This is a genomic window from Imperialibacter sp., from assembly GCF_040222815.1.
Classification (GTDB): Bacteria; Bacteroidota; Bacteroidia; order Cytophagales; family Cyclobacteriaceae; genus Imperialibacter.
This window is the reverse complement of the sequence record NZ_JAVKCH010000030.1, coordinates 60,876-73,318: the sequence shown is the minus strand read 5'-3', so window position 1 is coordinate 73,318 and position 12,443 is coordinate 60,876. Positions and strand designations below refer to the sequence as shown.

The following is a 12,443-nucleotide window of genomic DNA, read 5'->3' as shown; positions in this document are numbered from 1 at the left end:
GGAACAGTTTTATCTTACCTATTTGTCTTCGGTCGACACACCAAAAGATGCATCATATTTTATGCCACCAAATGCATGAAGATAAAGAATTCTGGAATATCTGAACATAGTTGTCGACAAAAGCAACACAACAGTGATGATTGCCGCCATGTAAACCCACATGTCAGGGTTGTCAAATATGAAATAGATTGAAAACCCTACTATGATGGTCAGCGCCACGGAAATAGCATAACTTACATACATGGCCCCATTGTAGAACATGGGCTCCGGCTCGAAGCGAAGGCCACAAACCTCACACTTAACCGGCATTTTATCAAAGTTTTTTAACCTGAAGTTCGGCTCAACAAACATGTTGCCAGACCGGCAACGGGGGCACTTACCATGAACGATTGCCTGAAGGGCGGAGGTTTTTGACATTTTTCCTGCTGTTTCTGTACCAAAAAAAGGCAATCACTGCTAACAACAAATAAGGGGTGAAAAACAAGTAGAGTATGCCAAAGTTAAGGCCCGCTGCAAAATTGGCCGTCTCTCCATTGCTCATGTTTGCCTCCAGCGTTGACCGGCACATGGCACATTGCGCCCGGCTATCCACATTGGTCAAAAGAAGCACCACAGCAACAAAAAGGGTTTTGATAAATACTTTCATATGCTAACTAACAGTCTTTGACTTCCCTCAGTTCTCTTATGTGTAAAAAGGCCTGATCATAAAATAGACAATCACTCCGGTAACTGACACATAAAGCCAGATCGGGTATCCAAACTTCACGGCCTTTTTGTGTTTTTCGATCTGTCCGGTGAGTGCAAAGTACAATGCCATAAGCACAAAAGGAACCACAACAATAGAAAGTCCTATGTGTGACAGTAAGGTAATCAGGTAAACCGTTCTGCCATTGCCCGTTGCCGCCATTTCCGCCTCCGAAAGCATCCCATCGGCATTGGTGTCGCCGTACTTCACCGACGGCACAGACGCATGGTAAATAATGTACGAAACAAGAAAAATAGCACCCAACGCAAATGCACCCAGCATCACTGCCCGGTGGTGATCCACCTTTTTGTTCTTAATGAAATACAGACCTAGCAACAGCAAGGCCGCCGTTGCACTATTGATCACTGCATTTAAATGGGGCAAAAATTTCACCCACTCACCAGCATTTAGTCTTGTTGGCATGAATATCAATACAGCCACTGCCACCGGAATGATCACTGAAACAACGCTTATCCAGCGCAAATAATTAGGCGTAGTATTTGAAACAGCACTCATTTTTCCTGCATTAAAACATCCAACTCAACTAACAATCTATCCATCTCACCCTTTTCAGCACTGGCGTAAAAACCCCTGATCCGGCCAACCTTATCTACCAACACCATTCTGCTCTCCGAACCCACAGTATCAAGGGTAGCTTGAGAAAGCAGCAATTGACAATTCATCAGCTGTTCCATGCTGCCAGCACAGGCTGAAGTCACCACCCAATACCTGGTTTCCGCTTGCGAAGCAGCCAGCTTATCCCACTTATCCACTTGCTCCTCATTGCTCATGGTGATTAACCGATAATCCAGCGGTTTGGTTTCTTCCACCAGCCTTCTCATTTCATTCATTTCACCTGCTATATCCGTTTTAGAAGGGTCAGGAAAGTGAAAGAGATAGGTTTGCTGGTCGCCCAGCACCACTACATCGGTGCTGTCGCAGGTAAGCTTGCTAACAGTGTAATCAACCGTTATTGTTCCGCAATCGGCTGAGGTATATGACGTCTCCGGATACAACGGCAGCGCATACATATTTTCACCGAAAGCTTGAAGAAAGAGATAAATAGACACCGGCAGTCCCAGCGTTACAATTAGAATAATTCCCTTTGTCAGCTTGCTCATGAATGATATGTGGGTACAAACAAAACATGCCGGTAGGTGTACCGGCATGCTAATATCTTTTACGTAGCTAAACTTATCGCACCAACAGCACTTGACCGCCCTGATAAATCAATGCTATGATGAGCCATACCAGAAATATCAAAGGAATCAAAATAGACCAGATAAGGGTCTTTACTTCATGGCCAAGGTGCATAAATTCGCTTACTATGTAAAACGCTTTTACGATAGTCAAAGCAATGAAGACCGCTGTCCTCAAAATACCTGCATCCACAGTAAAGGCTATGGCAAACTCAATCATCGTAATAACGAACAAGATCAGTGTTACCTTCATGAACAGTCTGACTTTCGCCTTGTCGACTGGCTGAACTACAACTGTTGATTCTTCGTGATGTTCTGCTGACATTTTACTAATTGTTTATAGAACGGAAAATTAAACCAAATAGAAGAAGGTAAATACAAATACCCAAACAAGATCTACAAAGTGCCAGTACAAACCGACTTTTTCGACCATTTCGTAATGCCCCACTTTCTCAAGCTTGCCAACTGTTGCCTGGTAGAATATAAGGAAGTTAAGGCACACACCACTAAATACGTGGAAGCCGTGAAAACCTGTAATAAAGAAGAACAAGGCCGCAAAGTTAGGGGGGCCATATTGATTTTGTGAAAGGTTGGCGCCATGAATGAAAGTACCGTCTAATAATCTACCACCCTCTTCTGTACCTACTATAAAGTGCGTCCACTCCCAAGCCTGGCAGCCTAGGAAAGCAAGTCCGCCCAGGATCGTCCAAAGCATCCATTTCTCCACGCCCTTCCTGTCCATACGCTGACCAGCTTCCACAGCAAGCACCATGGTTACACTACTCAAAATCAGTACGAAAGTCATGATGCCCACAAACACAAGTGGCAATGAGATTCCGTGAAGGAAAGGAACAGCTTCAAATACTTTTTCAGGTATTGGCCAGTACTCCTGCGAGAAAACGAATTCGTCGGGGCTGCCCTGGAAAGCAGGGTGGCTGAAACGGATCATTCCGTAGGCAATCAAAAGGCCAGAGAAAGAAAAGGCATCGGAAAGCAGGAAGAACCACATCATAAGCTTGCCATAGCTCGCTTTAAGGGGCTCATTACCTCCCATCCAGAGGTCCTTGTCAGAATCGGATGCAACTACTGCAGTGCTAGACATAGACGATTAGTTCAGATTAATTATTTAATAATAAAAATAAGTACAAATATATCCAAAGTCCACTCAGGAAGTGCCAGAATGTTGTACACATTTCAATCTGGGTCATACTTTTTGAGTGTACCTTAAATCTCAGGGTCGAAATTAAAACAATAATCAAAAAAACAATACCTGCCGCCAGGTGAAAGGCGTGTAAACCTGTCAAAACGTAGATAAAAGATCCTGCCGGGTTACCCACAAAGAAAACCTGCTGGTCCACTAGCTGCCCCCAGCCGAGGTACTGCACAATCAGAAAAACCAAAGAAAGCGCCAACGTAGCGCCAACAGCTATCTTAATTTGAGAAAGATTGTCTTTTTTAGCAGCCCAGTAGGCCCACTGCATAGTGGCACTGCTCAACAGCACAACAATGCTGGAGTAAATAAAGGCCTGAGGCAGGTCAAAAATCAGCCAGGCTCCTTCTGATTGCTTCACCACATACGCACTGGTGAGTGAAGCAAATATCATTACGATAGATACTATAAAAAGCCAAAGCAAAAACTTCCTAGGGTGCATCGATAGCACCTGAGCGGGAGTTTCCATATCTGATTTTTTGGCGCTCATCATAATTTATCTAGTAAAAAGGCTATTTGAACAACTGGCAGGTAAATAAATGAAGCAAACATCAGCTTCAGCGCTGCCTCCCGGGAGCAGTCCCTTATCAGGATAAAGGTTTGGCTTAGAAACAACACACCGCAAATAGTAGCTACCACGGCAGAATTTATACCAGTGATGCCAAAGTAAGCAGGCAACAACCCGAGCGGAAGCAAAAAAAGCGTGTAAATCATGATGTTCACAGCCGTCGTGAAATCCTTCTTTCCGCCGAAAGGCAACAGTTTAAATCCTGCCTTTTTATAATCTTCATCTGCTACCCAGGCAATCGCCCAGAAATGCGGAAACTGCCAGATAAACTGGATGCCAAAGATGATCAACGCTTCGTGTGTGATAGCACCCGTAGCAGCTACCCATCCCAGCAAAGGAGGAAGTGCTCCGGGAATTGCTCCCACAAACACAGCGATAGGTCCTACTCGCTTCAGAGGGGTGTAAACAAAGCTATACAACACCATTGACACCACAGACAGCACCACAGTAAGAGGGTTGGCGTAAATAAGGATCAGCCCAAGCCCCATGGCTATTACCACAGCAGCAAAAACAACGGCCTCGCCAACTCCTACCCTATTGGTAGGCAAGGGCCGACCCATCGTCCTCTTCATCAGTTTGTCGAGATCCTTCTCTATCACCTGATTGATGGTGATACTGCCGCCTGAGATCAAAAAACCTCCAAGCGACAAAAAGCCCAAAGTAGCCCAGTCAACGGCGCCTCTGGCTCCCAGTAAGTAGCCGAAGCCACACGAAAAAGCAACCAAAAAAGAGAGCCTGAATTTAAGCAACTCGTAGTAGGCCTTTAACCTCCCAATGACGATAAAACCCGGCGATATGTAAGAAGTCTGATTCAAATCGAGTGTTTAATATTGAGCGCATCTTTTCTATTGATGCGGAGGAACAAATATACCTGAAAACCGAACACTACGCTTGCTAAAAGCAAATGAATCGGCTGTATAAAGGCAGGAATGGAGAAATAACCCATCGCTGCTCCCGAAACAATCTCAAGAAATACTACCAGCGTCAAAACTGCCGAGAATTTAACGGAAAATGAAAGCGACGAAGACGTCCACAAGAAGTACGTCAGTAGCACATGTCCGATAAGCAGCGCCCATGAAAAAGATCTGTGGAAATAAAACTTAAAGCCGATCCATTCAAGTACTGCGCTGCGCTCTATCCCGGCAGACAGCCCGGAGTCCACCCCTTCTCTTACGTTGATACCCACAATCAATTGAACAATAAACAGCGCTGCACATCCCAGCAATAGCCATTTTACATTTTTCGAGTCGCCGTCTGTTTCCTTGTCGGCTACGGGTGGGTCAACCGTAAAATAGGTATATATAAGCAGCATAACGATCAGCAGTGCCAGTAGCATGTGAAAGGAGATCACTCCTGGAAGCAAATTAGTAGAAACTACAATTGAGCCTACCCAACCCTGAAAAACTACCCCTACAAATGCCAGCAACGAAAATATAAATACTTTCGGCTGCGTCTTTCTGAATCGAATGGAGTAAACAAAAGTGGCGAAAATAAGCATCCCTATCACCACTCCCACCAGCCGGTTCACATATTCTATCCATGTTCTCAATGGATTGAAGTCAGCCTCTTCCCTTACCGACGGATCGTTCTTCAACTTGTCGGCTGTATCGGAAAAACCTAACTTTTCGAGGTAGCCTGTCAGGCGGATATTCTTCTGATGTCTCTTTTCGGAATAAACTTCCTTGTAATTGATCGGGAGTTGATCAACACTGGTTGGGGGCACCCAGTTGCCAAAACATTTTGGCCAATCGGGGCAACCCATGCCGGAACCCGAACTTCTAACAATGCCGCCTACCAAAATCAAAAGGTAGACGGCAATGATAGTACTTATAGTAAGTTGCTTGTATCTCCTTAGAGACTTAGGCTTTTCCTGCATTAGCAGCTTTCACTTCTATCCCTTCTTCCTTCAACTGCTCTACTTCGTGTGGCAGGTTCGACTCTGGTGTTTCCGTCAAAGGAATGTGCTGCGGTATAAAATCTTCTGGAGCACCTGGCTTGCTATAATCGTATGGCCAGCGATAAACCTTAGGGATATCACCTTCCCAGTTACCGTGCCCCGGCACTCTTGGTGTAGTCCACTCCAATGTGTTGCTTCCCCATGGGTTAGCGGGTGCTTTCCTGCCTCTGAATATATTGTAGAAGAAATTAAAGAGGAAGATAAACTGCGCCGAGAAAGTAATGATGGCAGCCACACTCACGAATGTGTTCAGGTCAGTGAAATCCTGGAATGCATCAAAGTTGGTAAACGAATAATAACGACGAGGGAAGCCTGCCATACCAATGTAGTGTAGCGGGAAGAACACCAAATAAACACCAACAAAGGTCAACCAGAAGTGTATGTACCCTAACTTATCATTCATCATTCTACCGAACATCTTAGGGAACCAATGGTAGATACCTGCCATCATTCCAAAGAAGGACGCACTACCCATTACAAGGTGGAAGTGAGCTACTACAAAGTAAGTGTCGTGCAAATTAATATCTACTGCAGAGTTACCCAGGAAGATTCCCGTTAAACCACCAGAGATAAAGAATGAAACCAGGCCGATAGAGAACAACATAGCTGGCGTAAATATTATATTTCCTCTCCAAAGTGTCGTGAGGTAGTTGAACGCTTTTACAGCACTTGGCACCGCAATGATCAATGTCAGGAACATGAAGATAGATCCAAGGAATGGACTTAGCCCTGACACAAACATATGGTGTGCCCAAACCACAAACGAAAGAATAGTGATTCCAAGCAGCGACAAAATCATCGCCTTATAGCCAAAAATAGGCTTTCTTGAATTTGTAGCAATAACTTCCGAGGTGATTCCCAAAGCAGGAAGAATTACAATATATACCTCCGGATGTCCCAGGAACCAGAACAAGTGTTGGTAAAGTATTGGGCTACCACCGACGTTTGGCAGAGCTTCTCCCCCTATGTAGATGTCAGAAAGATAAAAGCTAGTTCCAAATGATCTATCGAATACCAGTAGCAAAGCCGCAGAAAACAACACTGGAAAAGAAAGTATCCCAATAACGGCCGTCAAAAAGAAAGCCCATATCGTCAGCGGCAATCTGAAAAACGACATGCCCTGCGTACGGAGGTTAATTACTGTAGTAACGTAGTTAATACCGCCCAGCAATGATGACACTATGAAGAAAACCATGGCCACTAGCCAAAGTGTCATTCCCAGTCCCGATCCCTGCATGGCCGTTGGCAATGCACTCAAAGGAGGGTATACAGTCCAACCAGCTGATGCCGGTCCGGTTTCAATAAAGAAGGAAATGAACATGACAACCCCTGATACAAAGAAGAACCAGTACGACAACATGTTCAAAAAGCCGGAAGCCATATCCCTTGCGCCAATTTGCAGCGGAATAAGGAAGTTGCTAAAGGTACCGCTCAGTCCCGCCGTCAACACGAAGAACACCATGATGGTGCCATGCATAGTAACAAGGGCCAGGTAGAATTCGGAATCAATTTGTCCAGTTGACGTGATCCATTTGCCCAGAATTGGCCTTAGCCATTCCAGGTTCATGTCTGGAAAACCTAATTGTAAACGGAATATGATAGACAATCCACCGCCAATAAGCGCCCAAATAATTCCGGTGATAAGGAACTGTTTAGCGATTGTCTTGTGGTCAGTGCTGAAAATATATTTCTCTACGAAATTTAGCTCGTGGTGCTCATGATCATGAGCGTCGTCGTGACCTATATGTTCGTTTGTATGTACTGCTGTTGTTGACATAACAAATTTAATTTAAAATGCTCCTACCATTTCTTCCTCTTCTTCAAGGCCAGTAACAGCCTGTACTTCTGGATTGTTTTCCATTCCAGAAGAAATTATAGCCACCTCTTTCAAGTGTTGAGGAACGCTCGAGAGATACGATGGATTTTTAGCCAGCCACGCCTGCTGCTCATTATACCACTTATAGTAATCGGCAGGTTCGTCAACAACGATGAGGTACCTCATCGCAAAGTGACCCTTTCCACAAATTTTATTACAAACCAACTCATAGTTGAATTCCGGGTTCCCAGTTTCCTCCCTCATATCTTGAGTGCTCTTTGTTGGCGTAAACCAAAAAGTAGTCGGCATACCGGGTACTGCGTTCATCTGTAGCCTGAAATGAGGAGCATACACACTGTGTATCACGTCTCTCGCTCTGATATTAAACTTCACCGGCTTTCCTTTAGGAACGTGAATTTCTCTCGGAATAAAGTCATCAAAAGATGCTTTGTCCTTGAAATCCATTCCCATAGCATTTTCAGCATCTATAAGACGGAAATCGAAATCCCCAAGCTGCTTGTCTTTGCCAGGGTAGCGAACAGACCAGGCAAACTGATACCCCATGACTTCAACAACTTCTGCCTCGTCGGGAGCCTTGTCGGTAATGCTCACCCATGCTCTCCAGCCAGAAAAAATAAGAAGCGTCAAAACAATTGCGGGAACAATAGTCCACATCATCTCCAGCTTATTATTATCCGGATAAAACAAGGCCTGGTTACCCTCCTTATATCTGTACTTCCAGCCGAAACCGAAAAGTAAAATTTGGGTGATAACGAAAACAATTCCTGTTATCGCCATTGTAACCCAGAAAAGCTGATCTGTTACAGCGCCATGTTCCGACGCCAACGGCAGATTGTATCTGTCGAACTCCGTATATGAATAAATGAAGAACAGCAGTAACCCACCAATCAGGAATACGATACCCAGCCCTGCATTTACCCCGTTACTTTTTGTAACCTTTTTCTTAGAGTTACCTTTTAGCACATCGACAAGTGTGCTGACCCTGAACAATGTGAACAGGATGATTGCCACTAAGATTAAACCTATAATTACTACCGCATTGAACATAGCAGATGTTTTTACCTTTCCAGTTAAATATGATGATGTAAGCTTTCCTGCAACATAGGGTGATTCTTACCAACTAATGGTGCTTTAGAAAGGTTTGAAAGAACTACATATAAGAAAGCAGCGACGAAAACGGTCAGCATCCCTACTTCCACTAATCCAAAACCACCATTATCCTTCAGTGTCCCTGGAGTAACCATCAAATAGAAGTCCATCCAGTGACCGAAAACCACTGCCGGGCAAACTATCTTAAGTATTCTCGAATGCCTCTTAGAGTCCCTGGTCATCAACACCAGAAATGGGAAGAAGAAGTTGATCGCAAGATTGAAGTAAAAGAACGGTGCGTAGTGACCGCTTTTCCATCTTTCCACAAAATATATCGATTCCTCAGGAATATTAGAGTAGTAAATCAGGAAGAACTGCGAAAACCAGATGTAAGTCCAGAAAATACTGAACGCAAACACAAACTTACCGAGGTCATGTAAATGATTGGCATCTACTATCTTCAGGTACCCTTTATCTTTCAGCAATACAACAACGAAGGTGATAAGAGCCAGGCCACTCACCCACCAGCTAGCAAATGCATACCATCCCATCATCGTACTGAACCAGTGGGGGTCAATAGACATAACCCAGTCCCACGCAGCAATTGAAGAAGAGAAAGCAAAGAATACCAGAAATATGGCTGAAAGCTTGCGAAGTCTGAACCAGTAGGAGTCTCCACCCATTTCGTCCTCCTGAAACATCAGAGAACGAATCTTAGTGAAAATAAAATACCAAACACCAAAGAAAAACACGAGGCGAAACAACCAGAATACTGGCACCGACGGGTGTTCACTCATAGGCCAGTAAAAGAAACCCTTTTTGCCATCGAGAATAGGGTCAAAATCAGGAGATGCTGGATCGTACAAATCGTGGTGAGCCCAATGGAAGATGTCATGTCCACCTAAAAAGTAGGTAACTAACATCAACACAAATGCAATAGGCAACCAGCCACCAAATGCCAATGGTATTCTTACGATACCAGCTGACCAGCCTGCTTGCGCTGCATATTGAATCGCCACAAAGAAAACGCCAATGAGAGCAAGTCCACCAAAGAAGACGTTATTGATCCACAAATTAGCCCAAATTCTTTGCATCCAGTTAAAGGCGTGATGCCCCCCTTCAGCTGCCTCAGCCGTCTCTGCACCGTGTGCATCATGTCCCCCACCCGAGCTCATCATAATGATGCCCAGCGCAAGTACTGCTAGCCCTACAACGAGGGTAATAATTAGCCTCTTCTTAGCAGTGGATGTAAATTCGTATCTTTCTTCAGTCATGGATATTGGCTTAAAGAATTAATTATTGTCTTTGAAGAGTTTGTACATACCTAACTATTTTCCACCTGTCTTCCACGCTTACCTGAGAACCGTGCGCATACATTCTTCCTTTTCCGTGGGTAATTACGTGGAAAATGCGTCCCGCAGGTGCATCTTTTACCGCTGCAGAGTTATAAGCAAGCACCCCCTTGTACACTTTCCCTACAGGGCCATCACCTTGCCCTGTGTCTCCATGACAATGGCGGCAATAGCGAAGGAAAAGTGCTTTGCCATCACTAATAACCGAAGCAGTTGAATCCAAAGGATTCTTCATCACCCTGCCAGCAAGTTCAAATGAATCTTTAGGGATTCTGTAAGGAAGGTAGCCGTTTGGGTTTCTTTTAACCGTTCCTTCCACAGGCATTCTCATTGTCATGCCACTCGGATTAAGCGGGTTAGAATTATAAAACTCAGCCGGACCTTCGTCGAGCGATGTCAACCATCTACCGGCCTCTTCATCCTGTATCTGCGATAACTGCTCGTAGGGCACAGAATGATACATCTGAGGGGCGTATTCGACACCAGGGTAATCTCCCTTAGCAGCACATCCGGCCAACAATAGCAACCCAGACAGTTGAAATAGTTTCTTAACAATATGATTATTTCCTATCATCTCCTGTGTCTTTTTAAAATACCTTCTCATTTACCTCAGAAGCACCACTGTCCTTCAGACTTTTCTTAATATCAGCTTCTGAAAGCTTGTTTTTTGACAAATCGATGGCCATAATATGCTTATCGTCTGTACTTCTGATATCAAATATCTTCGGCTTTCCCCAGGGTTTGAGGTTACTTACCACAAAGAAAGTCCCAACCATGCCAAATGAAGCCAGAAGCACTGTAAGCTCAAAAGTTACCGGGATGAAGGATGGCAATGGAAGATAGTCTTTACCACCAATGATCATTGGCCAATCAACTGTCATCATGCCGATCTGCATTGTAAGGGCAAGGCTGGTGCCCAACAAACCGAAAAGAAAAGCAGCTATCGGAAGTCTTGACATCCTATAGCCCAGGGCGATATCCAACCCATGTACAGGAAAAGGTGTGAAAACCTCGTGGATTTTAACTCCCCCCTTCCTCACGGCTTTAACCGCATTCAACAGGGTCACCTCATTGTCATAAACCCCAAGTATGTATTTACTATCTGATGACATCGGATTATTTTTTTGCTTTTTCAGAATCAGAAATAATAATGCTCTTCACTTCAGCAATGTTGATCACCGGGAAATACTTAGCAAACAATAAGAACGCTGTGAAGAAAAATCCAAAGGAGAACATATACATACCCACATCGTATCTGGTCGGGTAAAACATTGCCCAGCTAGATGGTAGATAATCACGATGGATAGAAGTAACGATGATGACAAACCGCTCGAACCACATACCTATGTTCACAACAATAGAAAGCACAAATGTGGAAGCCAGGTTGGTACGAATCTTCTTGAACCAGAAAAGCTGCGGAGAAATAACGTTACAGGTCATCATGGAAGCATAGGCCCACCAGTAAGGGCCAGACACCCTGTTGATAAACGCATACTGCTCGTACTCAACACCTGAATACCAGGCGATGAAAAGTTCAGTAATGTATGCCACACCTACAATAGAACCCGTGATGATAATAACGATGTTCATCAACTCGATGTGCTCAATGGTAATATAATCCTCGAGTTTGTACACCTTTCTGGTAACCAAAAGAAGTGTTAACACCATAGCAAAACCAGAGAAGATTGCCCCTGCAACGAAGTAGGGAGGAAAAATCGTGGTATGCCAGCCAGGTATTACGGAGGTAGCAAAGTCAAACGATACAATAGTGTGAACCGAAAGTACCAGTGGTGTAGCCAATCCCGCAAGGATCAGTGCTACAGACTCATATCTGGACCATGTTTTGGCGGCGCCATCCCAGGCAAAACTCAAGGCACCGTAAACCGCTTTGGCTATTGGCCCTGTTGCTCTGTCTCTTATAGTAGCAAAATCGGGAATTAGACCTATGTACCAGAAAACGAGGGATACAGAGAAATATGTACTAATAGCGAAAAAGTCCCATAGTAGCGGTGAGTTAAAATTCACCCAAAGCGATCCGAAAGTGTTCGGAAGTGGAATAGCCCAGTACATTCCCAACCACGGACGGCCCATGTGCAAAATAGGGAACATCAAGGCGCAGATTACAGCGAAAATAGTCATCGCCTCTGCCGCTCTGTTGATCGACATTCTCCACTTCTGACGGAAAAGCAAAAGGATGGCAGAAATCAGCGTTCCTGCGTGACCAATACCCACCCACCATACGAAGTTTGTGATATCCCAAGCCCAACCAACGGTCTTGTTAAGACCCCACATGCCTATACCATCCCAAACGGTGCGGTAAACAGCATATCCACCAACGATGAGAAGTGCCAAAGCAAACGTAAAGGCCACCATCCACGTTTTGGTTGGCTTCTGCTCTACCCTGGAGCAAATGTCTTCGGTAACATCATGGACGGTCTTTCCATTGGTTACCAGAGGTTTTCTTACTGATGCTACTGCTTGCATAG

General features: G+C 44.5%; 15 protein-coding genes. All 15 read right to left on the bottom strand.

The window, feature by feature from the left end; all coding sequences use genetic code 11:
• Nucleotides 1-18: 18 nt before the first annotated feature.
• Nucleotides 19-309, bottom strand: coding sequence for a DUF983 domain-containing protein (locus tag RIF36_RS17025; protein ID WP_350075703.1), 291 nt, complete (start codon nucleotides 307-309; stop codon nucleotides 19-21).
• Nucleotides 310-376: 67 nt separating this feature from the next.
• Nucleotides 377-646, bottom strand: coding sequence for a CAMCR motif-containing small membrane protein (locus RIF36_RS17020; protein WP_350075705.1), 270 nt, complete (start codon nucleotides 644-646; stop codon nucleotides 377-379).
• Between the two features lie 36 nt (nucleotides 647-682).
• On the bottom strand, nucleotides 683-1,261 hold the full coding sequence (locus tag RIF36_RS17015) for a DUF420 domain-containing protein (protein WP_350125592.1): 579 nt from the start codon (nucleotides 1,259-1,261) through the stop codon (nucleotides 683-685).
• Nucleotides 1,258-1,866, bottom strand: coding sequence for a hypothetical protein (locus tag RIF36_RS17010; RefSeq protein WP_350075709.1), 609 nt, complete (start codon nucleotides 1,864-1,866; stop codon nucleotides 1,258-1,260). The genes RIF36_RS17015 and RIF36_RS17010 overlap by 4 nt, the downstream gene beginning before the upstream one ends.
• A gap of 73 nt (nucleotides 1,867-1,939) precedes the next feature.
• Nucleotides 1,940-2,269, bottom strand: a complete 330-nt coding sequence (locus RIF36_RS17005; RefSeq protein WP_151997349.1) for a cytochrome C oxidase subunit IV family protein — start codon at nucleotides 2,267-2,269, stop codon at nucleotides 1,940-1,942.
• A 27-nt stretch (nucleotides 2,270-2,296) separates the two neighbouring features.
• Nucleotides 2,297-3,046 (bottom strand): cytochrome c oxidase subunit 3, encoded by a 750-nt coding sequence (locus tag RIF36_RS17000; protein WP_317492252.1) that lies wholly within the window; start codon nucleotides 3,044-3,046, stop codon nucleotides 2,297-2,299.
• 16 nt (nucleotides 3,047-3,062) lie between these two features.
• Nucleotides 3,063-3,644: a cytochrome c oxidase subunit 3 gene (locus tag RIF36_RS16995; protein ID WP_502880035.1), complete on the bottom strand. Its 582-nt coding sequence runs from the start codon at nucleotides 3,642-3,644 to the stop codon at nucleotides 3,063-3,065.
• Nucleotides 3,644-4,537, bottom strand: coding sequence for a heme o synthase (gene cyoE / locus RIF36_RS16990; protein ID WP_350075713.1), 894 nt, complete (start codon nucleotides 4,535-4,537; stop codon nucleotides 3,644-3,646). The genes RIF36_RS16995 and cyoE overlap by 1 nt, the downstream gene beginning before the upstream one ends.
• Nucleotides 4,534-5,598: a COX15/CtaA family protein gene (locus RIF36_RS16985; RefSeq protein WP_350125589.1), complete on the bottom strand. Its 1,065-nt coding sequence runs from the start codon at nucleotides 5,596-5,598 to the stop codon at nucleotides 4,534-4,536. Before RIF36_RS16985 ends, cyoE begins: the two co-directional genes overlap by 4 nt.
• On the bottom strand, nucleotides 5,582-7,456 hold the full coding sequence (locus tag RIF36_RS16980; protein ID WP_350075717.1) for a cytochrome c oxidase subunit I: 1,875 nt from the start codon (nucleotides 7,454-7,456) through the stop codon (nucleotides 5,582-5,584). Before RIF36_RS16980 ends, RIF36_RS16985 begins: the two co-directional genes overlap by 17 nt.
• A 12-nt stretch (nucleotides 7,457-7,468) precedes the next feature.
• The gene (locus RIF36_RS16975; protein WP_151997354.1) at nucleotides 7,469-8,563 is read right to left on the bottom strand and encodes a cytochrome c oxidase subunit II; all 1,095 of its coding nucleotides are present in this window, start codon (nucleotides 8,561-8,563) and stop codon (nucleotides 7,469-7,471) included.
• Between the two features lie 23 nt (nucleotides 8,564-8,586).
• Nucleotides 8,587-9,879, bottom strand: a complete 1,293-nt coding sequence (locus tag RIF36_RS16970) for a quinol:cytochrome C oxidoreductase (protein WP_350075719.1) — start codon at nucleotides 9,877-9,879, stop codon at nucleotides 8,587-8,589.
• A 22-nt stretch (nucleotides 9,880-9,901) separates the two neighbouring features.
• Nucleotides 9,902-10,531: a c-type cytochrome gene (locus tag RIF36_RS16965; RefSeq protein WP_350075721.1), complete on the bottom strand. Its 630-nt coding sequence runs from the start codon at nucleotides 10,529-10,531 to the stop codon at nucleotides 9,902-9,904.
• A gap of 13 nt (nucleotides 10,532-10,544) precedes the next feature.
• A complete protein-coding gene (locus tag RIF36_RS16960) occupies nucleotides 10,545-11,069 on the bottom strand; it encodes a DUF3341 domain-containing protein (RefSeq protein WP_151997357.1) in 525 nt (174 codons plus the stop codon).
• 4 nt (nucleotides 11,070-11,073) lie between these two features.
• Nucleotides 11,074-12,441, bottom strand: coding sequence for an NrfD/PsrC family molybdoenzyme membrane anchor subunit (gene nrfD / locus RIF36_RS16955; protein ID WP_151997358.1), 1,368 nt, complete (start codon nucleotides 12,439-12,441; stop codon nucleotides 11,074-11,076).
• Between the last annotated feature and the right edge of the window lie 2 nt (nucleotides 12,442-12,443).

Excerpts from the sequence above, each read along its gene's own strand:
- RIF36_RS17015 (WP_350125592.1), bottom strand. The coding sequence starts at position 1,261 with ATGAGTGCTGTTTCAAATACTACGCCTAATTATTTGCGCTGGATAAGC.
- RIF36_RS17025 (WP_350075703.1), bottom strand. The coding sequence starts at position 309 with ATGCCGGTTAAGTGTGAGGTTTGTGGCCTTCGCTTCGAGCCGGAGCCC.
- RIF36_RS17010 (WP_350075709.1), bottom strand. The coding sequence starts at position 1,866 with ATGAGCAAGCTGACAAAGGGAATTATTCTAATTGTAACGCTGGGACTG.
- RIF36_RS16975 (WP_151997354.1), bottom strand. The coding sequence starts at position 8,563 with ATGTTCAATGCGGTAGTAATTATAGGTTTAATCTTAGTGGCAATCATC.
- RIF36_RS16960 (WP_151997357.1), bottom strand. The coding sequence starts at position 11,069 with ATGTCATCAGATAGTAAATACATACTTGGGGTTTATGACAATGAGGTG.
- nrfD (WP_151997358.1), bottom strand. The coding sequence starts at position 12,441 with ATGCAAGCAGTAGCATCAGTAAGAAAACCTCTGGTAACCAATGGAAAG.
- RIF36_RS16980 (WP_350075717.1), bottom strand. The coding sequence starts at position 7,456 with ATGTCAACAACAGCAGTACATACAAACGAACATATAGGTCACGACGAC.
- RIF36_RS17000 (WP_317492252.1), bottom strand. The coding sequence starts at position 3,046 with ATGTCTAGCACTGCAGTAGTTGCATCCGATTCTGACAAGGACCTCTGG.
- RIF36_RS16965 (WP_350075721.1), bottom strand. The coding sequence starts at position 10,531 with ATGATAGGAAATAATCATATTGTTAAGAAACTATTTCAACTGTCTGGG.
- RIF36_RS16995 (WP_502880035.1), bottom strand. The coding sequence starts at position 3,644 with ATGAGCGCCAAAAAATCAGATATGGAAACTCCCGCTCAGGTGCTATCG.
- RIF36_RS17020 (WP_350075705.1), bottom strand. The coding sequence starts at position 646 with ATGAAAGTATTTATCAAAACCCTTTTTGTTGCTGTGGTGCTTCTTTTG.
- RIF36_RS16970 (WP_350075719.1), bottom strand. The coding sequence starts at position 9,879 with ATGACTGAAGAAAGATACGAATTTACATCCACTGCTAAGAAGAGGCTA.
- RIF36_RS17005 (WP_151997349.1), bottom strand. The coding sequence starts at position 2,269 with ATGTCAGCAGAACATCACGAAGAATCAACAGTTGTAGTTCAGCCAGTC.
- RIF36_RS16985 (WP_350125589.1), bottom strand. The coding sequence starts at position 5,598 with ATGCAGGAAAAGCCTAAGTCTCTAAGGAGATACAAGCAACTTACTATA.